We start from the raw sequence: 23,220 nt of genomic DNA, 5'->3' as shown, positions 1-23,220 counted from the left end.
GTGAGGAAAGGTTGTGCTGAGTGCCGAGCTGAAAGCGTTTTACATGGTCGCCCGCCTGGGCAGCATCACGCTGGCGGCGAAAAAGCTCGGCCTCAGCCAACCGACCGTGACCACCCAGATCCGCAATCTGGAAAGTCAGTATTCGGTGGAGCTGTTCTACCGTGGCGGTCGACGCCTGAGCGTCAGCGACGAAGGCGCGCGGTTGCTGCCGATGGTCAAGACGCTGTTGCAGCAAGAGGCGGACATCGAGTTTTTCCTGCGCAACAGCGGTCAGGTTCAGGGCACTTTGCGCATTGCCGCGACGGCGCCGTATTACATCCTCGATCTGGTGAAAACCTTTCGCGAGCGTTTGCCGCAAGTGGAAGTGTCGGTGGAAATCGGCAATTCGCAGCAGGTCTTGGAAGCGCTGGAGGATTACCGGGTGGACATCGCCGCGTCGTCGCAATTGCTCGATGACGCGCGGTTGATTCGTCGGGTGCTCGGGACTGATCCGCTGGTGCTGGCGGTGCATCGCAATCATCCGCTAGCTGTGCAGGAGCACGTGTCGTTGAGCGCGCTGGCCGGGCATACGTTGTTGATGCGTGAGTCCGGTTCGACCACGCGGCGGCTGACCGAAGAGTTGTTGGCGACTGCCGGGGTGAGCTTCGGGCCACTGCTAGAGATTGGCAGCCGCGAGTCGATCCGTGAGGCGGTGCTGCGCAATATCGGCATTAGCATCATTGCCCGGCAGGAAGTGCCGCATGATCCGCAATTGCGCGTGCTGACGATCGAGAATGCGCCGCAGATTCCTGAGTATCTGTATTGCCTGAAAGAGCGCAAGGGCGCGCGGTTGCCGGCGGCGTTCCTTGGGTTGGCGCAGGAAATGTCCCCTGCGTAATGATCGTTCCCACGCTCCGCGTGGGAATGCAGCCCGGGACGCTCTGCGTCCCAAGAGCCGAACGCGGAGCGTCCGATGAGGCATTCCCACGCAGAGCGTGGGAACGATCGGTAGTGAACCAAAATCCCCGAATACCACTATCGGCGGTTTTTGCCTCGTTGCCACATGACGGACGCATTACAACTCTAGGATTGGCCCCATCTGCTTGATGAGGTCTGTCCATGAATCCTGCCATCGCAACTGCCCTGACCAACCCCGGTGCGCCGATGAAAGTGCGCGGCGTGCAGAAACGCTTCGGCGCGTTCACCGCACTGGATAATGTGTCCCTCGACGTCGCCGCCGGTGAGCTGGTGTGCCTGCTCGGCCCGTCGGGCTGCGGCAAGACCACGTTGCTGCGCTGCATCGCCGGTCTGGAGAAACAGGACAGCGGCGAGTTGTACCTCGGTGATCGCGACGTCTCGCACCTCGCCCCGCAAGCCCGCGACTACGGGATTTTGTTCCAGTCCTACGCGCTGTTTCCCAACCTGACCGTCGAAGCGAACATCGCCTACGGCCTCGCCGGCAGTGGTCGCGACGAAGTGCGCCGCCGCGTCGGGCAGATGCTGGAACTGGTCGGCCTCATTGGCAGCGAGAAAAAGTATCCCGGACAATTGTCCGGCGGCCAGCAACAGCGCGTCGCGCTGGCCCGCGCTCTTGCACCGGCACCATCTCTGCTATTGCTCGACGAACCGATGTCCGCCCTCGACGCCCGCGTCCGCGAGCATCTGTGCACCGAACTGCGCCAACTGCAACGCAACCTCGGCATCACCACCCTGATGGTCACGCACAATCAGGACGAAGCCATGTTGATGGCCGACCGCATCGCGGTGATGAACAACGGTCGCGTCGAGCAGTACGCCACCCCGCAGGAAATCTACAACCGCCCGGCCACGCCGTTCGTGGCCGAGTTTGTCGGCCAGGGCAACTGGCTCCCATTCCAGCGCAGCAGTGACAGCCATGCACAAGTTGGCGGAATGAACCTGCGCCTCAGCGACGGCAGCGTTCAGCGTGCGTCGGGCCGTTTGTTCTGCCGTCCGGAAGCGATCAACGTCAATCCGCCGGTGCACGAAGAGAACCTGTTCCCGGCCAAAGTCCGCGAGATCACCTTCCTCGGCAACCGCTGCCGCATGAGCTTCGAACTCGATCAACTGCCGGGCCACGCGCTGCTCGCCGAACTCGCCCCGGAAGCCATGCCGCGCCTCGGCGCCCAGCAGATCATGGTCGCCTTGCCGCCGCGCAGCCTGCAGGTGTTTGCCTGATGAACAGCAACCTCGCGCTGCCGCTACCGCACAAGCAGGTGCGCCAGTCCTCAAGAGCCGAGATTGGCGACCGCATTTTTGTTGTCGGCGGCAAAGTCCTCTTGCTGGTGCTGCTTGGTATCGCGGTGTTGCTGCCGTTGCTGGCGATCTTCTGGCGCGGCTTCAGCAGTGAAGCCGGGCAGGGCGGTGGCTGGCTCGCGGCGAAAGAGCTTGTGAGCAGCGAGAATTTCCACTGGCTGCTCGGCAACAGCCTGAAAGTGTCCCTCAGCGTTGCGGCCATCGTCGTACCGCTGGCCTACCTGTTTGCCTACGCGCTGCAACGCACAATGATTCCGGCGAAGGGCATCTGGCGCGGGATTTCGTTGTTGCCGCTGATGGCGCCGTCGATGCTGCCGGGCATTGCGCTGGTTTATCTGTTCGGCAACCAGGGCATGTTGCGCGGGCTGCTGTCGGACAACATCTATGGCTTCTGGGGGATTGTGTTGGGCGAGGTGATTTACACCTTCCCGCATGCGCTGATGATTTTGCTCTCGGCGTTGTCGCTGGCCGATGCGCGGCTGTTCGATGCCGCGTCGAGCATGGGTGCCAGTCCGGCCAAGGCGTTTCGCAGCATTACCTGGCCGGCGACGCGGCAGGCTGTGTTCGCCGCGTTCTGTCTGGTGTTCACCCTGACCATCACCGATTTCGGCGTGCCGGTGGTGGTCGGTGGCGACTACCAAGTGCTGGCGCTGGAAGCCTACAAAGCTGTGGTTGGCCAGCAGCAATTCGGTCGCGGCGCCTTGATCGGCATGGTGCTGTTGCTGCCTGCGCTGTTCAGCTTCGGCGTCGATGCCTGGCTGCGTCGCCGTCACGGTGACTCCATGAGCGGTCGGGCGCAGGTATTCAAACCCGCGCCGTCGAAGCTGCGCGATGGCTGCTATCTGGTGATTGTCTTGTTGATCAGTGCGGCATTGATTCTGGTGTTCGGCATGGCGGTGTTCTCGTCGCTGGTGAAGTTCTGGCCGTACAACCTGTCGCTGTCGCTCAACCACTATCAGTTCAACGAAACCGCCGGCGGTGGCTGGCTGGCTTACAGCAACAGTTTGAAGATGGCCGTGGGCACGGCGTTGATCGGCAGCGTGCTGATTTTTACCGGCGCTTACCTGATGGAGAAAACCCGCGAGCAGCGCGGCCTCAATCTGGCGTTGCGCATGCTCAGTTTTGTGCCGATGGCGGTGCCGGGTCTGGTGCTCGGTCTGGGTTATGTCTTCTTCTTCAACCTCACGGGTAACCCGCTGCACGTGCTCTACGGGACGATGACGCTGTTGATCGTCTGCACCATCGCGCACTACCTGACCACCGCACAAATGACCGCGACCACCGCATTGCGCCAACTCGACGCCGAGTTCGAAGCCGCTGCGCTGTCGCTGAAGGCGCCGCTGTACCGCCACTACCTGCGCGTCACCGTGCCGATCTGCCTGCCGGCGCTGCTGGACATCGTGCGCTACCTGTTCGTCTCGGCGATGACCACCGTGTCCGCCGCGATCTTCCTCTACAGCCCCGACACCATCCTCGCGGCAGTCGCGGTGCTGAACATGGATGACGCCGGCAACGTCGGCGGCGCGGCGGCGATGTCGACCCTGATTCTGTTCACCTCGGCGGGCGTGTCCTTGCTGCTGGCGTGGGCGTCGCGCGGCTTGCTGCGCCGTTCTCAAGCCTGGCGGCAAACCGCGCCCGGTCACTGATTCAACTCACCTACAGGAAAACGATCATGTTCAAGCCTATGGCCCTGGCCGCTGCTGTGCTCGCTACTTTCAGCCTGAATGCCTTTGCGGCAAAAACCGAGTTGACGGTGTACACCGCCCTCGAAGCCGAGCAACTGAAGTCCTATAAAGAAGCGTTCGAAAAGGCCAACCCGGACGTCGAGATCAAATGGGTGCGCGATTCCACCGGGATCATCACCGCCAAACTGCTTGCCGAGAAGGCTCGCCCGCAGGCTGATGCGGTGTGGGGCCTCGCCGCTTCCAGTCTGGCGATCCTCGATCAGCAAGGCATGCTGCAAAGCTATGCGCCGAAGGACCTCGGCAAGATCGGCGCGAACTACCGCGACGCCGCCAACCCGCCAGCCTGGGTCGGCATGGACGTCTGGGCCGCGACCATTTGCTTCAACACCGTCGAAGCCGAGAAGCAGGGTCTGAGCAAGCCAGTAAGCTGGCAGGATCTGACCAAGCCTGAGTACAAAGGCAAGATCGTTATGCCCAATCCGGCGTCGTCCGGCACTGGCTTCCTCGACGTCAGCGCATGGCTGCAAACCTTCGGCGAGAAGCAGGGCTGGGCCTACATGGACGGTCTGCATCAGAACATTGGTCAGTACGTTCACTCCGGTTCCAAGCCTTGCAAACTGGCGGCGGCGGGTGAGTTTCCGATCGGGATTTCCTTTGAATACCCGGCCGTACAGCTGAAGCGTCAGGGCGCGCCGCTGGACATCATCCTGCCGAAGGAAGGTCTGGGCTGGGAGATCGAAGCGACAGCCGTGATCAAAGGTACGCCGCATGAAGAAGCGGCGAAGAAACTGGCGGACTTCTCGGCGAGTGCTGAGGCGATGGATCTGTACAAGGAGAACTTCGCTGTCCTCGCCCAGCCGGGGATTGCCAAGCCGCAGACCGAATTGCCGGCGGATTACGAGCAGCGTCTGATCAAGAACGACTTTGCCTGGGCTTCGAAGAATCGCGACGAGATCCTGACTGAGTGGCGCAAGCGTTATGACGGCAAGTCCGAGAAAGTGGCTGCCAAGTAACCTTTGCCGATCGTTCCCACGCTCTGCTGATCGTTCCCACGCTCCGCGTGGGAATGAATCCCGTGACGCTCCGCGTCACTATGGACGCAGAGCGTCCTTGGCTGCATTCCCACGCGGAGCGTGGGAACGATCATTGAGGTAGCTTCATGACACAACACAAAGACCTGCTCATCGTCGGCGCCGGCATCCTCGGCCTGTCCCACGCCTACGCCGCCGCCAAACGCGGCCTCAAAGTCGCCGTTTTCGAACGCACCGCCACGCCCCTCGGCGCCTCGGTGCGCAACTTCGGTCAGGCCTTGGTCACCGGCCAACCCCCCGGCCCCATGCTCGAACTGGCCAAGGCCAGCCGCGAAATCTGGGGCGACTGGGCGCAACTCGCCGGCCTGCAAATCAAACGCAACGGCTCCTATTTGTTCGCCCGCACCGAAGCCGAAGAACATCTGCTCGAAACGTTCTGCACCGGCCGCGCCATTGAACATGGCTACAACGTCGACCTGCTGCGCGGCGCTGCGTTGCGCGATCTGTACAACGGCCAGTTCAGCCACCACCGCGCCGCCCTCCACGGCATCGACGATCAACAGCTGTACTCGCGCGAAGCGATCCCGGCGCTTATCGATTACCTGCGTCGCGACCTCGGCGTCGAGTTTCACTTCTCCACGCTGGTGCGCGACATCGAACCAGGGTGCCTGCACAGCACCGCCGGCAGCTTTACCGCCAAGCAGATCATCGTCTGTTCCGGCCACGATTATCAGACCCTGCTCGCCGAGCCAATCGCTGCGCTCGACCCGCAAATCTGCCGCCTGCAAATGCTTCGAGCCAAACCGCAGATCAATCTGAATCTGCAACACGCCTTGCTCACTGGCCTGAGTTGCGTGCACTACGGCGCCTTCGCCGATCTGCCGGAAGCGGCGGCGGTGCAGGCGCAGATCCTCCGTGAACAACCGCACCTGCACGACAACGGCATCCACCTGCTGATCAGCCCGACGCCGTACGGCGAACTGATCATCGGCGACTCGCACCACTACGGCAGCGACCCTTCTCCGTTCAACGCCGAGCAGGTCGATGACTGGATGCTCGAACTCGCCGAGCAAACGCTGGGCTGCAAGGTGCAAGTGGTCGAGCGCTGGCAGGGCGTCTATGGTTCCCGGGGGCCTGGGCCGTTTTCGTTTTTGCGTCCGGCAGCAGGGTTGAGCGTGGCGCTGATGCACACCGGCGTCGGCATGAGCGTCGGCCCGGCGATGGCCGAGCGCAACATTGCGCAGTTGCTGGAGGAGATTTGATGACAAGTCACGAGCGAGTGATTGCCCGCGTGTTCGGGTTGTATGAACGCTTCGGCACCAGTGATTACATCGGCGAACCGGTGTCGCAGATCGAGCACATGTCCCAGGCTGCTGAACTGGCGATGGCCGAGGGTTTTGATGATGAAGTGGTGCTGGCGGCGTTCTTCCATGACATCGGACATTTGTGTGCCGAAGGCGCGGAGAACATGGGCGGGTATGGCGTGGTCAGCCATGAACGGCTGGGCGCGGATTATTTGCGTGAGGCCGGTTTCAGCGAGCGGATGGCGCGGCTGGTGGAATATCACGTGCAGGCCAAGCGGTATCTGACGTTGCGTGAGCCGGGGTATTTCGAGCGGTTGAGTGAGGCGAGTCGGCGGACGCTGGAGTATCAGGGTGGGGTGATGAGCGAGGCTGAGGCTGATGGGTTTGAGCGGGATCCGTTGTGTGCCGTCAGCCTGCGGATGAGGCAGTGGGATGAATTGGCCAAGGAGAGGGCGGTGCCGGTGATGGATTTGGCGGTTCTCAAGCGCAAGGCTGAGGTTTTGTTGTCGGCCGGGTGATTGCAACCCTCATCGGATCGCCGCGCGCCCAGCCCTCTCCCGGAGGGAGAGGGAGCCTACGGTGTTGTTCTCAGGTGATACATCGACCTGAAATATCCAGCCGAACTCAGGTTTTGAAAAGCCTGGAGATCTGCTCCCTTCCCCCTCTACCCCTTGGGGGCGGTCCGACGTTTCGGGAGGGCTGGGGTGAGGGGGTAGCGATCTAGAGCTCAAGCACCCGATCAACCAACGCCTCAATCTGCTCCTGCCTTTCCGCCTGATTCAACTTCGCCTGCGGATTCAACGACGACCACTGCGGATGCGCCCGCGCCTTGTTCAGCTCCTCAGGCAACTTGCCCTCACGCCAGGTTTTATCCTGCGGGGTCGCCACCTGGACCGCATCCATCGCCGCATGCCCACGCTGATCCAGCGCCAACACCAACTGCCGCTGGCGCAACGCCAACAGCCGCAACACCCCATCATCCACGGTCAGTTCGCGCTGGCCTTTGATCTTGCCCAGCAAGCGACTGCCATAACTGCGCGCGGTCTGCAGGGCACCACCGGCAATCGCACCCGCCAATGCCGCCGCGCCAAGCGTAATCCCGCCAACCAGCAAGTCCACACCAGCCCCAGCGGCCGCCCCCGCAGCAATCCCACCGCCGACGCGCACACCGAGTTGCTTCAAGGTTTCCGGGTTGAACAAATCATCGCCCCAACGCCCATCGAGCAACGGCAAATCACTTGCCGCCGCATCCTGCGGGCGAAACGCATACAGCTTGAGCAACGCCTCAACACACTTCTGCTCGCGCTGACGCACAGCCTTGCGCAATTCGCTGATGGCTTGCTGTTCCTGCGCGGCTTCGCTGACCACACTGCGCCGGCACGCGGCACAATCGATCAACAATTCAGCAATCAATCGCGCCGCACTTTGCTGACGCGCCAGGCGTTGAGCCTGTTGATCGGCAATCAACCGTTCCAGTTGCGGACGAGCGTTTTCCAGCAGCAGCGCAAGGCTTTCATACAGCCGCCGCTCGCCATCCTCGGGCGGCGCCACGCTGTCGAAGCGCACCAGCGCATGCAGCCCGAGCCGCGCCAACGCCTCCCGCCAATCCGGTTCGCGATGGTTGGCGCTGCTGACAAAATTCAACACCGGCAGCAGCGGTTTGCCGCAACTGGCGAGCACTTCCAGTTCATCGCGGTACTTTGCCAACACTGGTTCGCGGGCGTCGATCACATACAAACCGGCGTCGGAGGCGAGCAGTTGTCGCAGCACTTTGGCTTCTTGCTCAAAGCGCTGGCGCGCCTCGCTGCCGTCGAGAAACCGCGCCAGTCGCGCCGGACCATCGAGGCGTTCGCCGGGGCGTTCCAGACGTTCGAGAAAATCCAGCAGGGCGATGGCGTCTTCCAGGCCGGGCGTGTCGTAGAGGTCTAGCAACGGCTCGCCGTCCACCGACAAACGCGCGCCTTCGACATGCCGCGTGGTGCTCGGGCGATGGGAGACTTCGCCGAAGCCGACATCGCGGGTCAGCGTGCGCAGCAGCGAGGTTTTGCCGACGTTGGTGTGGCCGACCACCGCGAGTTTCAGCGGCGCTTTCCAGGCATCAGTCATGACCCGTCTCCAGCCAGTTCAACGGCGCGCAATCGGCGAACTTCAGATCAAGCTGTTGCAGCGCAACGTGCCAGTCGCCGAGGCGCTCGGCATCCAGTGCTTCACCGGGCGGTGCTTGCAGCAGCCAGACGCGAGTCTCGCCCGCACTGCGCGCCAGTTCGGCGATCAAGGCGAGGCTGCCGCGATCCGGCGAGCGCCGTGGGTCGCAGGCAATCGCCAGACGTGCCGGAGGGAAGCGACTGAGTTGTTCGAGAAGTTTATGGCGCGATTCGCGGCTGTCGAGGATGCCGGCGTTGCTGACATTTTTCGGCAGCGCGGGCGGCCATGGGCGCTTTTCGTCGAGTTCGATAGCGACCAGCAATGCGCCTTCGCTAACCAGTTCGCCGACACCGCTTTCGACACGATGCATTTGTGCAGGCTCCGGATCATTGACGCCGAGGCGTTCGCTGGTCGGCATCAAACGTTCCCGCAATTGCGCGTAGCCGGGCAGATTCAAGTCCAGACGCAGCGCGGCTTTGCCGCTGTTCCAGCGCCAGAAACACAACAGCGTCAGCAGCAGTCGCGGCAGCACGCCGTACACCACCAACACCCCAACCAGCCAGGTCGCCCAGGCCTGACGAGCGCTTTCGATGTCGAGCGCAGCGTCGCCGCTGGCGCGGATCATCTCCACCGTTGGCACATTGAAGCCGAGCAGCGACGGCAGATAACCGAGGGCATGGGTGACGTGGATAAAGGTGTCGGCGCTGAGAATCGTGGTTTCCCAGACGAAGCCGTAGCGCCGGGTCGCCATCAACGTCAGCAGCAGGATCAGAGCGCTGAACATCGCCAGCAACCACAAACCGTTGACCAGCGTACCGAGCGCCCATCGATTGAGTTTCTTGCGTTGCAGCATCAGTAGCAGGGCGGGTGCCAGTTGCGCGGCTTTGGCGTCGCGGGCCATTTTTTCGCTAAGCCACAGCCAAAATCGACCGAGGGTGGCGCCGTGTTCGCCGGCAAAGATCAATCCCAGCAGCCAGCTCAGCAGCAGAATCAGGTTCAGCCCGAGCAGGCTGCCCAAGGCCCAGAACACATTGACAGGGGCTTGCCCCAGCGCAGCGAAGGCCAGACCGGCGCCGCTCAGGACCGCGAAGATCATCAGCAACACCAGCGCCAGACGCGCGCCTTGCAGCCAGTGTTTCAGTGCCGCCGTCAGCCCGTCACGTTCGGCCAGCCATAACGCCCGGCGTTGAATGCGGCTCGGCAGATCGCCGCCGGCCACGCGCGCCAGTCGATTGGCTTCCAGATCTTCCAGCGGGCCTGCGTGTTCTTCGCGCAGGCGCACGGTCTCGGTGAGCCAGAGGTTTTGCAGTGGAGTCAGTTCAGTCACGCGCCATTCCGTCGCTCAATTGAGCGCTGAGCATAACCGCTGTGGCGCTTATCGGGGTAAGCACGGCTCTGGTATCCTCGCCGGCATGACTAAATCACTCCCCCTCAGCCTGATCGCAGCCCTCGGTGAAAACCGCGTGATCGGCGTCGACAACAGCATGCCCTGGCACCTGCCGGGGGACTTCAAATACTTCAAGGCCACGACCTTGGGCAAGCCGATCATCATGGGTCGCAAGACCTGGGATTCGCTCGGTCGACCATTGCCGGGGCGCTTGAACATCGTGGTCAGCCGTCAGGCCGATCTGGTCTTGGAAGGCGCGGAAGTTTATCCGTCGCTGGAAGCCGCGGTGGTTCGCGCCGAGGAATGGGCGAAGGAACAGGGCGTCGATGAGCTGATGCTGATTGGCGGCGCGCAGTTGTACGCGCAAGGGCTGGCGCAGGCGGATCGTCTGTATCTGACTCGCGTGGCGTTGAGCCCGGAAGGGGATGCGTGGTTTCCGGAGTTTGATTTGCACCAGTGGAAACTGGTTTCCAACGTTGAAAACCCGGCGGTTGAAGATAAGCCGGCGTACAACTTTGAAGTCTGGGAAAAAGCCTAAGAAGCATCGTCGGAACGCCGCCCGGAGCCGGCTCACTCCTACAGGGGAAACGCATTCCAATGTGGGAGCGAGCCTGCTCGCGAAGAGGCCGGATCAGGCAAAGAAGAGCTTAGGCCTGAGCCAACTCCGCATGCTCATCCGCATCCAGCAACTCTTTGTCCGTCTGCTGCATTACCTGACTGGTAATCGCGCCAGCGGTGATCGAACCACTCACGTTCAACGCGGTACGGCCCATATCAATCAGCGGCTCCACCGAAATCAGCAACGCCACCAGTGACACCGGCAAACCCATCGCCGGCAGCACGATCAGCGCCGCGAACGTCGCGCCGCCACCGACACCGGCCACGCCCGCCGAACTCAGCGTCACAATCGCCACCAGCGTCGCGATCCACAGCGGGTCCAGCGGGTTGATGCCCACGGTCGGCGCAACCATCACTGCCAACATCGCCGGGTACAAACCGGCGCAACCGTTCTGGCCAATCGTCGCACCGAACGACGCAGCAAAACTCGCCACCGATTGCGGAATCCCTAGGCGACGGGTCTGCGCTTCAATGCTCAGCGGAATGCTCGCCGCACTGGAACGGCTGGTGAACGCGAACGTCAGCACCGGCCAGATCTTGCGGAAGAAACGCAGCGGGTTGATCCCGGCCGCCGACACCAGCAAACCGTGCACGACAAACATCAGGCCCAGACCGAGGTACGAGACCACGACGAAACTGCCGAGCTTGATGATGTCCTGCAGGTTGGAACCGGCGACCACTTTGGTCATCAGCGCCAATACGCCGTATGGGGTCAGCTTCATCACCAGACGCACCAGACGCATCACCCAGGCTTGCAGGGTGTCGATGGCGTTGATCACTTTCTGACCTTTCTCGACGTCATCCTTGAGCAATTGCAGCGCAGCAACCCCGAGGAACGCGGCGAAAATCACCACGCTGATGATTGAAGTCGGCTTGGCCCGCGCCAGGTCAGCGAACGGGTTTTGCGGGATGAACGACAGCAGCAGTTGCGGCACATTCAGGTCGGCGACCTTGCCGGCATAGTCGGTCTGAATGGTTTGCAGACGCGCCATTTCCTGGGTGCCGGCGACCAAACCTTCGGCGGTGAGGCCAAACAGATTGGTCAGGCCGATGCCGATCAGCGCCGCAATCGCGGTGGTGAACAGCAGCGTGCCGATGGTCAGGAAGCTGATCTTGCCCAGCGACGAGGCGTTGTGCAGACGCGCCACAGCGCTGAGGATCGAAGCGAACACCAGCGGGATGACGATCATTTGCAGCAACTGCACGTAGCCGTTGCCGACCAGATCGAACCAGCCGATCGAGGCCTTCAGCACCGGGTTGCCGGCACCGTAAACGGTGTGCAGGGCGACGCCGAAAGCTACGCCGAGCGCGAGGGCGAGCAGAACTTTTTTCGCCAGGCTCCACGTGGTGTGGCGGGTTTGCGCCAGACCGAAGAGCAGGGCGAGGAACACCAGCAGATTGAGGATCAGCGGCAGATTCATGAAAACTCCGATAAGACTTGTGCCAGTCGCATTCTTGGGCAACTGCGAACCGGCAAGCCTAACAGTTTGATTTGCAATGATTTAATACCGAAATCGCAGGGTGTCCGTCGTTTTTGGAATAAGCCAGTGTCGCTCTCGGCAATGCGTTTGACGCAAACAGGGACGTGGGCGGTCGCTGACAGACGGGGACTGTCACACTTATTTGTTAGCGTCGATCTCTTTGAATCAGGGAGAAGAGGCTTATGAAGTTCGCACCGAAATTTCTGGCTGTCGCACTGACGGTGGGCATGGGCCTGGCAACTCAGGCGTTCGCCACCGACCTGAAACACTGGCCCGTCGATCAGGCCAAAGCGCTGGATGCGATGATCGCCGCCAACGCCAACAAAGGTAACTACGCGGTGTTCGACATGGACAACACCAGTTACCGCTACGACCTCGAAGAGTCCTTGTTGCCGTTCATGGAAAACAAGGGCCTGATCACCCGCGACAAGCTCGACCCCTCTCTGAAGCTGATGCCGTTCAAGGACACCGCCGACCATAAGGAAAGCCTGTTCAGTTACTACTATCGCCTCTGCGAAGTCGACGACATGGTTTGCTACCCGTGGGTGGCGCAAGTGTTCTCCGGCTTCACCCTCAAAGAACTCAAGGGCTACGTCGATGAGCTGATGGCATCGGGCAAACCGTTGCCGGCGACTTATTACGAAGGCGATGTGGTGAAAAAGCTCGACGTCAATCCGCCGAAGATCTTCACCGGCCAGCAAGAGCTGTACAACAAGCTGATGGAGAACGGCATCGAGGTCTACGTGATGACCGCCGCCTCTGAAGAACTGGTGCGCATGGTCGCGGCGGATCCGAAGTACGGCTACAACGTTAAACCGCAGAACGTCATCGGCGTGACCACGCTGCTGAAGAACCGCGAGACCAATGAACTGACCACCGCGCGCAAGCAGATCACCGCCGGAAAATATGACGAGAAGGCCAACCTGGGTTTGGAGCTGACGCCCTATCTGTGGACTCCGGCAACCTGGATGGCCGGTAAACACGCGGCGATCCTGACCTACATCGATGAATGGAAAAAACCGGTATTGGTCGGTGGCGATACCCCGACCAGCGACGGTTACATGCTGTTCCACGATGTTGACGTGGCCAAGGGCGGGATTCACTTGTGGATCAACCGCAAGGACAAGTACATGACGCAGTTGAACGGCATGATGGCCAAGCATGCAGCGGCGCAGGCGAAGGAAGGGTTACCGGTGACGGCGGACAAGAATTGGGTGATCGTCAAGCCTGAAGAAATCCAGTAAAAGCAGCTGATAGCTGCGAGCCGCAAGCTGCAAGCAAGAGCCACGTTGCTCTTTCTTGCCGCTTGCAGCTCGCCGCTTTGAGCTTTTTCAGATCCCGTCGAGCATCGCTTTGTTACGCACAGCACCTTTGTCGGCGCTGGTCGCCAGCAGGGCATAAGCCTTAAGGGCGGTGGTCACTTTGCGTGGACGGATCTCGACCGGTTTCCAGCCTTTCTTGTCCTGCTCGGCGCGGCGTGCCGCCAGTTCTTCATCGCTGACCAACAGGTTGATCGAGCGGTTCGGAATGTCGATCAGCACTTTGTCGCCGTCCTGCACCAGACCGATCGCGCCGCCGGCCGCAGCCTCAGGCGAAGCGTGGCCGATGGACAAACCCGACGTACCGCCGGAGAAGCGGCCGTCAGTCAGCAAGGCGCAGGCTTTGCCCAGGCCTTTGGATTTCAGGTACGACGTCGGGTAGAGCATTTCCTGCATGCCCGGGCCGCCTTTCGGGCCTTCGTAGCGAATGATCACGATGTCGCCAGCCTTCACTTCGTCAGCGAGGATGCCGCGCACCGCGCTGTCCTGGCTTTCGAAGATCTTCGCGTTGCCTTCGAAGACGTGGATCGATTCGTCGACACCGGCGGTTTTCACCACACAGCCGTCGAGGGCGATGTTGCCGTACAGCACAGCCAGACCACCTTCCTGCGAATAGGCGTGTTCGAAGCTGCGGATACAACCGTTTTCGCGGTCGTCATCCAGGGTTTCCCAACGAGTCGACTGGCTGAATGCGGTCTGCGTCGGGATACCGGCAGGACCGGCCTTGAAGAAGTGATGCACTGCTTCATCGGTGGTCTGGGTGATGTCCCACTTGGCGATGGCTTCTTCCATGCTGCGGCTGTGCACGGTCGGCAGGTCGGTGTGCAGCAGACCGCCACGGGCCAGCGAACCGAGGATGCTGAAGATGCCGCCGGCGCGGTGCACGTCTTCCATGTGGTACTTCTGGATGTTCGGCGCCACTTTGCACAGCTGCGGAACGGTGCGCGAGAGACGATCGATGTCGCGCAGGTCGAAATCGATCTCGGCTTCCTGGGCAGCGGCAAGCAAGTGCAGGATCGTGTTGGTCGATCCGCCCATGGCGATGTCGAGCATCATCGCGTTCTCGAACGCCTTAAAGTTGGCGATGTTGCGCGGCAATACCGAGTCGTCGTTCTCGCCGTAGTAACGCTTGCACAGTTCGACGATGGTACGGCCAGCTTGCAGGAATAGTTGTTCGCGGTCGCTGTGGGTGGCGAGGGTCGAACCGTTGCCCGGCAATGCCAGACCCAGTGCCTCGGTCAGGCAGTTCATCGAGTTGGCGGTGAACATGCCGGAGCACGAACCGCAGGTCGGGCAGGCGCTGCGCTCGTACTCAGCGACTTTCTCGTCAGAAGCGCTTTCGTCGGCGGCGATCACCATGGCGTCGACGAGGTCGAGGCCGTGGGAAGCGAGTTTGGTCTTGCCGGCTTCCATCGGGCCGCCGGAAACGAAGATCACCGGAATGTTCAGGCGCAAGGCAGCCATCAACATGCCCGGGGTGATCTTGTCGCAGTTGGAGATGCAGACGATGGCGTCGGCGCAGTGGGCGTTGACCATGTATTCGACGGAGTCGGCGATGATCTCGCGGCTCGGCAGCGAATACAGCATGCCGTCGTGACCCATGGCGATGCCGTCATCGACGGCGATGGTGTTGAATTCTTTCGCCACGCCACCGGCGCGTTCGATTTCACGGGCGACCAGTTGGCCCAGATCCTTCAGGTGCACGTGGCCCGGAACGAACTGGGTGAACGAGTTGGCAATGGCGATGATCGGCTTTTTGAAGTCGTCATCTTTCATCCCCGTGGCGCGCCACAGTGCGCGGGCGCCGGCCATGTTGCGGCCGTGGGTGGATGTTTTCGAGCGGTAATCTGGCATGGAGCACTCCGGGCGGCTAATCAGGTACTAAATGGGAGTGAGCTTCTATTGACGTCTGGAACACTCAGAAATGGCCGTGTGTCCGGAAGTTGCCGATGACGTTGCGGGATCGCCGCTGGTCTCAGCCTGAGCTCATAAACCCGCCGGGGATGAATGGCGATGAATCTGCCGATTCTACACCGCTGGCGTCTGGAGGGAATGGCGCAAAGCGTTGTTCCAGTGCCGACGGTGTCTGTGGGATGACGACCGGCAGCGTCAATCGGCTCCTGGCCGCAGGACGATGGCCGCCTCCAGGTTTCTGCCACGCAAGCTGATGCGGCTGTTGAGCACCAGCGCCACGCCGCTGAGCAACACAAAACAGTAACCCAGCGTTGACTGCAGATTGGCCGCGCTGAGGCTGATCACTGCGCTGATCAATCCGCCGCAGATAAAGATGATTGTGCTGCCCGCCGAGGCCGATGTGCCGGCCATGTCCGCAAAAAGGCCCATGGCCCGGGAGGTGGCAGCCGGGCGAGCGATGGTGGTGCCGGCGGTGCAGATCAGCATCGGAATCAGCACGGTGATGGCTGACAGTTCGAAATTGGCCGATAGCGTTAGCATGACCAGCCCCGACAGGAGGATCAGGCTCAGTCCGGTAATGATCTGCTGGCCAGGCGTGATCCGCCGGCTGAGCACGGTGGCGACAATGCCACCCATGACGTAGGCCGCGCCATAGATCAGCAGGATCAAAGAGAAGTCGTAAGCCGACAGCTGCAGTTGATCCATGAAGATCAGCGGCGAAATCACGATGAAGGAAAAGTGGCAGGCGAAGGCGAAGGCCGAAATCAGCCAAAGGCCAACGAAGTCGCGATCCCCCAGCACCCGTCGATATGCCTTGAGGAACTGCACGGGACTGCCGCTGGCCTGAGCACGCCCGTTGTCCAGAAACAGCCAAGCCTTGATCAGCACCGCCGCTGCCAGTGCGGCGAACAACCAGAAGCTGCCGCGCCAGCCGAGACTGGCTTGCAGAACGGTGCCGGCCAAGGGTGACAGCGAAATGAAAACCCCCGTCGCGGTGACCATCAAAATGCGCAGGCGATCACGTTCTTCGCCTTCGAACAGATCCTGCACCAGCGCCTGAGAGAGAACGAAGCAGCCGCAGCCCAGTGCCTGCACCAGCCGAAAGAACAGAAATAGCGTGTAATCGCTGGACACCGTGCAACCGAGCGCACCGAGCAATGACACCGCCATACCGGCGAGCAGCAGCCCTTTGCGTCCGATCACATCCGACAGGGGGCCGATCAGTAATTGCGCGAAGGCGATGCCGACCGCAAACAGGCTGATCGACAGCGCGATATCCGCCGGGCTGCTGCGAAAGTGCGCGGCCAGGGCCGGGAACGACGGCAGCAGGACATCCAGCGGAAACACCCCGAGCAGGATCATGGCCATTACCAGGCTGACAGCGCCGCGTCGTTGCCGGGGGGAGACTACTGGTGTTCCTTCATTCATCGATCAGTCCTGCCTTAACAAACAGTTTGCGGTTAGTGGACAAGGCGAAGAAACCAGCCTTTTTCAGTGCATCAAGGGTGGCGACCGCCCCTGTTTTGGCGCGCAGACGCTTCGCTTCCAGTTGAGTCAGGCTGCCGAGGATGTCTTCAATGGTGTTTTCGGCGATGCCATTACTGCGCAAACTCTGCCGCAGCCAGCGTTCATCGACCTCAAAGAAAATATCGATGACGTGCAGCAGCGTTCGGGCCGCGAAGGTGCGTTGACGCGTGTTCAGGGTCAGCCACAGGTAATGGAACACTTCAGCGAAATAACGGCTGTGGCGGGCCTCGTCGGTCAGGTGATCGCGCAGCATGTCATTCACGCTGGACACCAGACTGTCGCGACAGACATCGAGCAGCTCGCGGGCAATGATGGTTTCCGAAACGAAGCCAAGCAGAAACCAGGCCAGCGCGCGGTTGTGTTCGGGAGTGCGGGCGATCAGGGCATTCAATCGACTGATGCGCAGCGGCATCTGCGGGCGGTCGGCAAACCCGTACAGGCTGGCGATCTGCTGCGCGAGGCGATGCGAGAACAGGGCATGGTAGCCCTCGTCGGTGTAGAGCTGGAGCGCGCCGGTTTTCATTCGCTCAGGCACGAAGGCCGGCAGCTCGCCGTGGACAATCACCTCGACGGCACGGTTGACGATGCGATGTTCGAGCAGCGTTGTGTAGTCGAGAAAGTGCACCAGATGATTGGCTGTCAGCCGGTGGGTGACCTCCCGACCTGCAGCGACGATGGCCGGGTGGGCCAGATACGGCAGGAAGGCCGGGGGAAACCAGTAACGGGTCAGCAACTGCTGCGGCACATCATCGGGCAATAGATAGTCGTGCTGACTGCTGCGCACCGAGGCGCGGGTGTCCCAGTCAGCGAGCGTAAAGCGTAGCGCCCAGGAAACCGGTGCCTCGTCCTGTTCGACAGTGGTCGCGCTCATGACTGCTCCTCGCGCAGCAGGTCGAGCATTTCCTGGCACATCGCCTGACCATCGCTTTCACCGCAACCGACAAAGAACAGCGGTTGCTCGGCGCTGCCTTCGATCTTGAGCAAGGATTCGACCTGGTCGTCGGCGAACGCCCCGGTCAGCCAGGTATTAAATCCTAGCGCGGTGGCGACCAACTGGAAGGTTTGCGAGAGATGACCGGCCTCAACGAAGGCCATGCGATAGGCACGCGAATGTTGGTATTTCCACCACAACTTGTCGAAGCGGGCAGTAATGAACAGGCCGAGGGGCAGGTTGTTGATGAAATGCTGCCCGCCGAGCAACTGACCGAGTGGAGCTTGCGGCCAGGGGTTCACAGGGGTGAGGACATGTTCGGCAGGGTGGTAGGCATAAACGCCGGGCTCCAGCCCCTCAATGTTCTGTGCCAGCAAAAAACACTCACAAGCATTCAACCCGCCCCCGGAGGGACTGCTGCGTCGCGCGGCGAGACCTTCAGCAATGCCGTCTGCAGAACTGTCGCGTTCGTGCAGGTAGCCGAAGGACAGGTACAGCAATGAGCTGACATCGTTGAGTGAAAGGACTGCTCCGGTGAAGGAACGGCAGGTTTTGCGTTGGGTCAGGGCGTGGGTCAGGTTGTCGTGAGCCGGCGTTGTAGGGGTGGGCAGTTCAATGCGTGTGCTGGCGTTGTCGAGCATGCGTCGCGCTGGAGGTAAAGGTGCAGCCAATACTTCGTTGCAGTGGTCCAGATATTCTCTGGTCCACTCGTGAATATTTTGCGGGATATGTTTGCATGGAATGTTTTGCGTGCCGATGTGATAGATCTTCGACAGTTCGTCCCAACCCCATTCTGTATTGTCGGTTTTTGAAACGGTTAGTATCCCCGCATTCAATAGCTGTATGTCTATAGTGTTGCCGCTATTGAAGAGGTCGGGATTGTTTATTAATTGGCCGAGACGTTTTGAATAGTCGTAATCAAGTTCGTGTTGGATATGATCTTTATAGTTCCAGACAATTTGAGCAGGCGTGCGCGGCAAAATGAATAAGTGAGGATTGATGTGCATATTTGACGGGTTCTCTGGTTGAAGGTCTGGAAGACGCCGGATGGCCGGCACACTCCGGCGTCTAGACTTGCTTAGCGGGCTTTAGGCGCTACCAGAAAAGCCAGGTTTGCGATTTTGTTGCCTTCCATAGAGATAACTTTCATAACGTGAACTCCTTGTTCAATGTTTGGTAAGTGCCACCTCGTGGTGACAACTCAATAATAGTTTGTAATGGATTATTGGCAAGCGGATATTAAGTAGGAATATTCCAGTAATTTTGTCGGACGCATCTTTAGACTGGAAAGAACTTGTGGGAAAAATTTAAATAATTAAAAGGTGCAAGGAAATTTCCTGCACTCCAAACGGAAGGCCGGTGTGGGAAATAGAAGGCTCGAAAATTAAAAAGACGGAGGATCGGCGGCGTACACAGTAAAACGGGGAGCCGTTGGGCTCCCCGTCGATGCGCCTATCAGCTGTTAGGCAGCAGGCGGCAGGTGATGCTCTTGATGTAGCGGGTCTCATCAATCGCCGGGTGCACCGGGTGATCCGGGCCCTGACTGCCGCGCTCCAGCAACTGGATGTTGCGATCCAGGTGACGAGCGCTGGTCAGCAGAATGTTCTGCAGACTGTCTTCCGCCAGGTGCATCGAGCACGAAGCGCTGACGAGGATGCCGTCCTTGTTGAGCAGGCGCATGGCTTGCTCGTTCAGGCGACGGTAGGCGCCTTCGCCGTTTTTCATGTCTTTCTTGCGTTTGATGAACGCCGGCGGATCGGCAACGATCACGTCGAAACGCTCTTCGCTGGCTTTCAGTTCTTTCAGTGCTTCGAAAACGTCGCCTTCGATGCAGGTCATCTTGTCGGCGAAGCCGTTCAGCGCTGCGTTGCGCTCGACGCCGTCGAGGGCGAAAGCCGAAGCATCGACGCAGAACACTTCGCTGGCGCCGAAAGCGGCAGCCTGCACGCCCCAGCCACCGATGTAGCTATAGAGGTCGAGCACGCGTTTGCCTTTTGCGTAAGGCGCCAAACGTGCGCGGTTCATGCGGTGGTCGTAGAACCAGCCGGTTTTCTGACCCTGGATGACCGGGGCTTCGAACTTCACGCCGTTCTCTTCCAGCGCAACCCACTCCGGCACCAGACCGAACACGGTGTCGACGTAACGGTTGAGGCCTTCGGCATCACGGGCAGCGGAGTCGTTCTTGAACAGGATGCCGCTCGGCTTGAGCACTTGGGTCAGCGCTGCGATCACGTCTTCCTTATGTGCTTCCATGGTCGCCGAGGCGATCTGCACCACCAGGATGTCGCCGAAACGGTCGACGACCAGGCCTGGCAGCAGGTCGGAATCGCCGTAGACCAGGCGGTAGAACGGCTTGTCGAAGAGGCGCTCGCGCAGCGACAGGGCAACGTTCAGACGGTGCACCAGCAAGGATTTGTCCAGCGACAGCTTGACGTCGCGCGACAGCAGACGCGCGCAGATCAGGTTGTTCGGGCTCATCGCCACGACGCCCAGGGGCTTGCCGCCGGCGGCTTCGAGGATGGCTTGATCGCCGGCCTGAAAGCCGTGCAGAGGGGTGGCGGCTACATCGATTTCGTTGCTGTAGACCCACAGGTGACCGGCGCGCAGGCGACGGTCGGCGTTGGCTTTGAGGCGCAAGCTAGGCAGGGACATGACGTCGCTCCGGAAAAAAGAGCGGGAGTATAGCGTGTTGGGACTTGTGTCGGGTTTGATGAGCGATGAAACGCTGATGGCCTCTTCGCGAGTAGGCTCGCTCCCACATGGAATTGGTGACTGACACAAGACCAGTGTGGGAGCGAGCTTGCTCGCGAAGGCGGTTTTGACTATTACGCCGACAGCGCGTCGATCAACTCTTTGTTGAACGCCGGAATATCGTCCGGCTGACGGCTGCTGATCAGGTGACCGTCCCTGACCACTTCTTTATCGACCCAGTTGGCCCCGGCATTCACCAGGTCATCCTTGAGTGTCTTGTAGCTGGTCATGGTCTTGCCGTTGACCAGCCCGGCCGAGATCAGCAACCAGCCGCCATGACAGATCACCGCAATCGGTTTGCCAGCGGAGGCGCCGGTCTTGACCAGATGCTGGGCATCCTCGTCAATGCGGATGGTGTCGGAATTCTGCACGCCGCCCGGCAGGACGATTGCGTCGTACTGCTCGCTGCTGGCGCCCTGAAAGGTCTGGTCAACCTTGAAGTCATCCGCCGGTTTGTCGTGATTCCAGCCTTTGACCTTGCCGGCCTCGGCCGAAAGGATGTCGACCTGAGCGCCAGCCTGCTCGAGGGCCTGCTTGGGGCCTGTCAATTCAACCTGTTCGAAACCATCGGTTACCAAAAAAGCGACGCGCTTGCCGTTGAGGGAGGTGGCCATCGATAAGCTCCTGAGTCTGTAGGGATTTGTTGCCGCACCGGACAGAAAAAATCCGCTGGGCCTTACAAAGTCCGAAGCCTGAGCTTGAATGAAAGTTCCTCCGATATGCCCATCGGTGTGTCGTCTCACTGTTTCAGCGGTTAGAATCGCCGCCTGTCCCAGAGTGTGTACTTATGTCCCAAGAGCTGACCACCGAACAGATTCAACAATCGCTGCAAGGCATCAGTGTGCCGGCGCAACCGCAGATCATGGTGGATCTGCAAATGGAGCAGTACATGCCCGATCCGGACCTTGAGGTGATCGCCAAGCTGATCGCTCAGGATCCCGGCCTGTCTGGCTCGCTGTTGAAAATCGTCAACTCGCCGTATTACGGCTTGAGCAACAAGATCACCTCGATTCAGCGCGCGGTGAACCTGTTGGGCAGCCGTTCGATCATCAACCTGATCAACGCGCAGTCGATCAAAGGCGAGATGAACGACGACACCATCGTGACCCTCAACCGTTTCTGGGACACCGCCCAGGATGTGGCGATGACCTGCCTGACCCTGGCCAAGCGTATTGGCACTCAGGCCGGTGACGAGGCGTACGCCTTGGGCCTGTTCCACGATTGCGGCGTGCCGTTGATGTTGCAGCGTTTTCCCAATTACATGACGGTGCTGGAACAGGCTTACGCCAACGCCAGCCCGGAATGCCGGGTGGTCGACACCGAGAACCGTGAGTTCAACACCAACCACGCCGTGGTCGGTTATTACACCGCCAAGTCGTGGCGCCTGCCGGAGCACGTCAGCGCCGCCATCGCCAATCACCACAATGCTTTGGCAATCTTCAGCGATGAATCGTCGCGCAACAGTCAGGTGAAAAACCTGCTGGCGATCCTGAAGATGGCCGAGCATATTTGCGCCTCGTATCGCGTGCTCGGCAACCAGACCGAAGATTTCGAATGGAACGCAGTCGGGCCGCTGGTACTCGATTACGTAGGGCTGTCGGATTACGACTTCGAAACCCTCAAACAAACGATCCGCGACCTCGGCGCGCATTGATTCGAGAAGCCCATGCCTGAATTGCCGGAAGTCGAAACCACCCGCCGGGGCATTGCTCCGCACCTGGAAGGTCAACGTGTCAGCCGGGTGATCGTGCGTGACCGGCGCCTGCGCTGGCCGATCCCGGACGACCTTGATGTGCGCCTGTCGGGGCAGCGCATCGTGTTGGTCGAGCGCCGTGCCAAGTATTTGTTGATCAATGCCGAAGTCGGCACGTTGATCAGCCATTTGGGCATGTCGGGTAATTTGCGTCTGGTTGAAGCAGGCCTGCCGGCGTTGAAGCATGAGCATGTCGATATCGAGCTGGAGTCGGGCCTGGCCCTGCGCTACACCGATCCACGGCGTTTCGGCGCGATGCTGTGGAGTACCGATCCACTCAATCACGAATTGCTGATTCGACTCGGGCCGGAGCCGCTGACCGATCTGTTCGATGGCGAGCGTTTGTTTCAGATATCGCGCGGACGTTCGATGGCGGTGAAGCCGTTCATCATGGACAACGCAGTGGTGGTCGGGGTCGGCAATATTTACGCGACCGAAGCATTGTTCGCCGCCGGGATCGACCCGCGTCGCGAGGCCGGGGGCATTTCCCGGGGGCGCTATCTGAAGCTGGCGATCGAGATCAAACGCATCCTCGCCGCTGCCATCGAGCGCGGCGGCACTACGCTGCGTGACTTTATTGGTGGCGACGGTCAACCGGGGTATTTCCAGCAGGAATTGTTTGTCTACGGCCGTGGCGGTGAGCACTGCAAGGTCTGCGGCACCGGCCTGCGCGAAGTGAAGCTCGGCCAGCGGGCCAGTGTGTTCTGCCCGCGCTGCCAGACCTGAGGCAAACAGCTGAAAAAGTCTTACGGTCTATAGTGAGTTGTCTCACCGTTCAGCCCGAAGGATCGTGCCATGAAAGCCTTGCAAGTCTTGCTCATCTCGCTGCTGCTGAGTTCCAGCCTGGCCGTTCAGGCCACGGAAAACGGCAGCGGTGATCCGCGCTACACCATCCAGAATCCCCCGGCCTACGCCATGCTCGGCGACTTGCTGATTGCCCGACCGTTATTGGTAGTGGCAACGGTGATCGGTGCGGGGGCGTTTGTCGTATCGTTGCCGTTTACCGCGCTGGGCGGCGGGATTGGCGATGCGGGGCAGGCGCTGGTGGTGGATCCGGCGAAGGCGGCTTTTGTGCGGTGTCTGGGGTGTATTGGGGAGGGGTTTGAGCAGCGTGAGTGAGC

20 protein-coding genes are annotated in these 23,220 nt (G+C 60.5%); 11 read left to right on the top strand and 9 right to left on the bottom strand.

What is annotated here, in order from left to right; translation table 11 throughout:
* Positions 1 to 13: 13 nt before the first annotated feature.
* The 6 genes from ACQ4OE_RS06950 (at position 14) to ACQ4OE_RS06925 (ending at position 6,791) form a co-directional block, all read left to right on the top strand.
* On the top strand, positions 14 to 877 hold the full coding sequence (locus ACQ4OE_RS06950; RefSeq protein ID WP_430946193.1) for a LysR family transcriptional regulator: 864 nt from the start codon (positions 14 to 16) through the stop codon (positions 875 to 877).
* Positions 878 to 1,098: 221 nt separating this feature from the next.
* Positions 1,099 to 2,175: a putative 2-aminoethylphosphonate ABC transporter ATP-binding protein gene (locus tag ACQ4OE_RS06945; protein WP_158833592.1), complete on the top strand. Its 1,077-nt coding sequence runs from the start codon at positions 1,099 to 1,101 to the stop codon at positions 2,173 to 2,175.
* Positions 2,175 to 3,899 (top strand): putative 2-aminoethylphosphonate ABC transporter permease subunit, encoded by a 1,725-nt coding sequence (locus ACQ4OE_RS06940; RefSeq protein WP_430946192.1) that lies wholly within the window; start codon positions 2,175 to 2,177, stop codon positions 3,897 to 3,899. The genes ACQ4OE_RS06945 and ACQ4OE_RS06940 overlap by 1 nt, the downstream gene beginning before the upstream one ends.
* 26 nt (positions 3,900 to 3,925) lie before the next feature.
* Positions 3,926 to 4,951 (top strand): putative 2-aminoethylphosphonate ABC transporter substrate-binding protein, encoded by a 1,026-nt coding sequence (locus ACQ4OE_RS06935; RefSeq protein WP_034153698.1) that lies wholly within the window; start codon positions 3,926 to 3,928, stop codon positions 4,949 to 4,951.
* 146 nt (positions 4,952 to 5,097) lie between these two features.
* Positions 5,098 to 6,231, top strand: a complete 1,134-nt coding sequence (locus tag ACQ4OE_RS06930) for a TIGR03364 family FAD-dependent oxidoreductase (protein WP_430946191.1) — start codon at positions 5,098 to 5,100, stop codon at positions 6,229 to 6,231.
* On the top strand, positions 6,231 to 6,791 hold the full coding sequence (locus tag ACQ4OE_RS06925) for a phosphonate degradation HD-domain oxygenase (RefSeq protein ID WP_430946190.1): 561 nt from the start codon (positions 6,231 to 6,233) through the stop codon (positions 6,789 to 6,791). Before ACQ4OE_RS06930 ends, ACQ4OE_RS06925 begins: the two co-directional genes overlap by 1 nt.
* A gap of 202 nt (positions 6,792 to 6,993) precedes the next feature.
* On the opposite strand, the gene ACQ4OE_RS06920 is transcribed toward ACQ4OE_RS06925, so the two are convergent.
* Both ACQ4OE_RS06920 and ACQ4OE_RS06915 read right to left on the bottom strand, forming a co-directional pair.
* Complete coding sequence (locus ACQ4OE_RS06920; protein ID WP_430946189.1) at positions 6,994 to 8,379, bottom strand: GTPase/DUF3482 domain-containing protein; 1,386 nt, start codon at positions 8,377 to 8,379, stop codon at positions 6,994 to 6,996.
* Positions 8,372 to 9,745, bottom strand: a complete 1,374-nt coding sequence (locus ACQ4OE_RS06915; protein ID WP_430946188.1) for a DUF2868 domain-containing protein — start codon at positions 9,743 to 9,745, stop codon at positions 8,372 to 8,374. The genes ACQ4OE_RS06920 and ACQ4OE_RS06915 overlap by 8 nt, the downstream gene beginning before the upstream one ends.
* 85 nt (positions 9,746 to 9,830) lie before the next feature.
* On the opposite strand from ACQ4OE_RS06915, the gene ACQ4OE_RS06910 reads away from it, so the two are divergent.
* The gene (locus tag ACQ4OE_RS06910) at positions 9,831 to 10,343 is read left to right on the top strand and encodes a dihydrofolate reductase (RefSeq protein WP_016983213.1); all 513 of its coding nucleotides are present in this window, start codon (positions 9,831 to 9,833) and stop codon (positions 10,341 to 10,343) included.
* Between the two features lie 109 nt (positions 10,344 to 10,452).
* Here the strand turns inward: ACQ4OE_RS06910 and ACQ4OE_RS06905 are convergent, their stop codons facing one another.
* Positions 10,453 to 11,844 (bottom strand): L-cystine transporter, encoded by a 1,392-nt coding sequence (locus ACQ4OE_RS06905; protein WP_105704593.1) that lies wholly within the window; start codon positions 11,842 to 11,844, stop codon positions 10,453 to 10,455.
* Between the two features lie 242 nt (positions 11,845 to 12,086).
* Between ACQ4OE_RS06905 and ACQ4OE_RS06900 the strand changes: the two genes are divergently transcribed.
* Positions 12,087 to 13,148, top strand: coding sequence for a haloacid dehalogenase-like hydrolase (locus tag ACQ4OE_RS06900; RefSeq protein WP_430946187.1), 1,062 nt, complete (start codon positions 12,087 to 12,089; stop codon positions 13,146 to 13,148).
* Between the two features lie 87 nt (positions 13,149 to 13,235).
* Here the strand turns inward: ACQ4OE_RS06900 and ilvD are convergent, their stop codons facing one another.
* From ilvD to ACQ4OE_RS06870, 6 genes are all read right to left on the bottom strand, one after another.
* Entirely contained in the window at positions 13,236 to 15,077 is a 1,842-nt protein-coding gene (gene ilvD, locus ACQ4OE_RS06895; protein ID WP_430946186.1) for a dihydroxy-acid dehydratase, read from the bottom strand.
* 255 nt (positions 15,078 to 15,332) lie between these two features.
* Positions 15,333 to 16,565 (bottom strand): MFS transporter, encoded by a 1,233-nt coding sequence (locus ACQ4OE_RS06890; protein ID WP_430946185.1) that lies wholly within the window; start codon positions 16,563 to 16,565, stop codon positions 15,333 to 15,335.
* Positions 16,558 to 17,535 (bottom strand): diiron oxygenase, encoded by a 978-nt coding sequence (locus ACQ4OE_RS06885; protein WP_430946184.1) that lies wholly within the window; start codon positions 17,533 to 17,535, stop codon positions 16,558 to 16,560. Before ACQ4OE_RS06885 ends, ACQ4OE_RS06890 begins: the two co-directional genes overlap by 8 nt.
* A complete protein-coding gene (locus ACQ4OE_RS06880; protein WP_430946183.1) occupies positions 17,532 to 18,602 on the bottom strand; it encodes a SagB family peptide dehydrogenase in 1,071 nt (356 codons plus the stop codon). Before ACQ4OE_RS06880 ends, ACQ4OE_RS06885 begins: the two co-directional genes overlap by 4 nt.
* Positions 18,603 to 19,050: 448 nt before the next feature.
* Positions 19,051 to 20,247, bottom strand: coding sequence for a class I SAM-dependent rRNA methyltransferase (locus ACQ4OE_RS06875; RefSeq protein ID WP_430946182.1), 1,197 nt, complete (start codon positions 20,245 to 20,247; stop codon positions 19,051 to 19,053).
* A gap of 173 nt (positions 20,248 to 20,420) precedes the next feature.
* The gene (locus ACQ4OE_RS06870; protein ID WP_430946181.1) at positions 20,421 to 20,960 is read right to left on the bottom strand and encodes a type 1 glutamine amidotransferase domain-containing protein; all 540 of its coding nucleotides are present in this window, start codon (positions 20,958 to 20,960) and stop codon (positions 20,421 to 20,423) included.
* A gap of 227 nt (positions 20,961 to 21,187) precedes the next feature.
* Here ACQ4OE_RS06870 and ACQ4OE_RS06865 point away from each other — a divergent pair, with 227 nt between their 5' ends.
* The 3 genes from ACQ4OE_RS06865 to ACQ4OE_RS06855 all read left to right on the top strand — a co-directional run bounded on the left by ACQ4OE_RS06865 (position 21,188) and on the right by ACQ4OE_RS06855 (position 23,218).
* The gene (locus tag ACQ4OE_RS06865) at positions 21,188 to 22,000 is read left to right on the top strand and encodes an HDOD domain-containing protein (RefSeq protein WP_430946220.1); all 813 of its coding nucleotides are present in this window, start codon (positions 21,188 to 21,190) and stop codon (positions 21,998 to 22,000) included.
* Between the two features lie 12 nt (positions 22,001 to 22,012).
* Positions 22,013 to 22,825 carry a bifunctional DNA-formamidopyrimidine glycosylase/DNA-(apurinic or apyrimidinic site) lyase gene (gene mutM / locus ACQ4OE_RS06860; protein ID WP_122594660.1) on the top strand — a complete coding sequence of 271 codons (813 nt, stop codon included), beginning with the start codon at positions 22,013 to 22,015 and terminating at the stop codon, positions 22,823 to 22,825.
* A 69-nt stretch (positions 22,826 to 22,894) separates the two neighbouring features.
* Positions 22,895 to 23,218 (top strand): multidrug transporter, encoded by a 324-nt coding sequence (locus tag ACQ4OE_RS06855; RefSeq protein ID WP_430946180.1) that lies wholly within the window; start codon positions 22,895 to 22,897, stop codon positions 23,216 to 23,218.
* Positions 23,219 to 23,220 lie beyond the last annotated feature (2 nt).

This window comes from Pseudomonas sp. WC2 (genome assembly GCF_050586545.1).
Taxonomy (GTDB): Bacteria; Pseudomonadota; Gammaproteobacteria; order Pseudomonadales; family Pseudomonadaceae; genus Aquipseudomonas.
Note: the sequence above shows the minus strand (reverse complement) of the source record. Positions and strands in the feature narration are given on the sequence as shown.